Source organism: Methylobacterium sp. E-046, assembly GCF_022829625.1.
Classification (GTDB): Bacteria; Pseudomonadota; Alphaproteobacteria; order Rhizobiales; family Beijerinckiaceae; genus Methylobacterium; species Methylobacterium longum.
On sequence record NZ_JAKSYP010000122.1, the window covers coordinates 1 to 1,291 of the forward strand.

Below are 1,291 nucleotides of genomic sequence, written 5' to 3' on the forward strand. Positions count from 1 at the left end.
TATTACCAGCATCCTCCCCGCCGTCTAGCAGCCAGTCGAGCAGATCCGCACCGGCGTCGCCGGTCGCGTCCTGGGCTAGCTTGCTCAGCGGCTTCTCGGAATGCTGGGCCCGCACCTCGGCAAACAGCTCACGCGCGAGCCAGTCCAGCTCCGCGTCCGACAGCTTCTTCTCCAAGTGGATTGGCATGGCCCTTTACCCCATGCGGAGCCTCGGCCGCTCGGCCCCGCCCCGATCTGCTCACGGGGCGGGGGAGCGTCCGATCTCACCAGCGGTGGGGGGATACGCAACGTGGCCCCACAGCATGGTGACAGGGGACGGTTAGGCGGCCGTCATAAACATCGGCCGGTTGCTGTCCCAGGTTAGCACTGATGCGAACTGCCAGCCGAGATCGCGTGGCTGGCACATCAAAAAATGGGACGCCATCAGCTCACCGGCGGCCGAGGGCTGTCCACTGCGCGACGATCGACTCGTCGGCAGGCATGTAGGCGTCGACGATGGCGCCCTTGCGGTTCACGACGCAGATCATCGTGGCCTCACGCACCTCGTACATCATCGGCGTCTCGTAGGTGATGCGAAACCGCACCGGCGCGAAGTAGTCGCCCTTCTTGTCCGTCTTATCCGCGCCGGCCGAGACTGCCTCGACCTGCTTCATGCCGGCTTTGCCGGCCTCGCTCATGACGACTGTGCGGCAGGTGTCAACGGTTCGATTGCGGCCAGGCACCCCCGGCAAAGGTTGCCCGATGGACTGGAGGGCGGTGGAGGTGCCTTTCACCAAACCGGTTCCAGGCACCATCGACATGATCGTTTGCTCACCGGCCGCCGCCGAGGCAGGGCCAATCGGTGCGATCTGCCAGGGCATCTGCCACGTGGCCGCCGAGGTATCCGGCGCGGCGGGTGCATCCTGCGCCAGCGCAGGTCCGGCCAGGGCAGAGATGAGGGTAGCGCAGCAGATCGAACGTATGGACATCACGGCGTTCCTTCTTCGCGGGGGTGAACGAGGGGCCGCGGCATGAAGCTAGTCCGTCGGCGCGAGGGCAGATGGCAGCGTCCAGGGTGAGGACGGTGCAGAAGTGGAAGGGGGGACGGCGGAGCGACTGCCTCGCGCCCGGTGCATGGAGGCGTAGGCGACTGCGCCGGCATCAATCCGCTCCCGAGCCGAGGTCGGCCGGCTGATGATGCTCGCCGTCTGCTCGGCATCGCGGTAGGGCACCCGCGCCTGAGAGGCCGCTGTCGCCGCTTTTGGCTTCCTGAGAGACCGCGCGTGCCTCGCCGGTCCCGGGTTCAGTATCG

General features: G+C 66.8%; 2 protein-coding genes. Both read right to left on the reverse strand.

Annotated features, from left to right (window positions below):
• Positions 1-187: hypothetical protein (locus MKK82_RS11345; protein ID WP_243985753.1), on the reverse strand; the 187-nt coding region annotated here is incomplete at its 3' end.
• A gap of 241 nt (positions 188-428) precedes the next feature.
• Positions 429-968, reverse strand: coding sequence for a hypothetical protein (locus tag MKK82_RS11350; protein ID WP_243985755.1), 540 nt, complete (start codon positions 966-968; stop codon positions 429-431).
• Positions 969-1,291 lie beyond the last annotated feature (323 nt).

Excerpts from the sequence above, each read along its gene's own strand:
- MKK82_RS11350 (WP_243985755.1), bottom strand. The coding sequence starts at position 968 with ATGTCCATACGTTCGATCTGCTGCGCTACCCTCATCTCTGCCCTGGCC.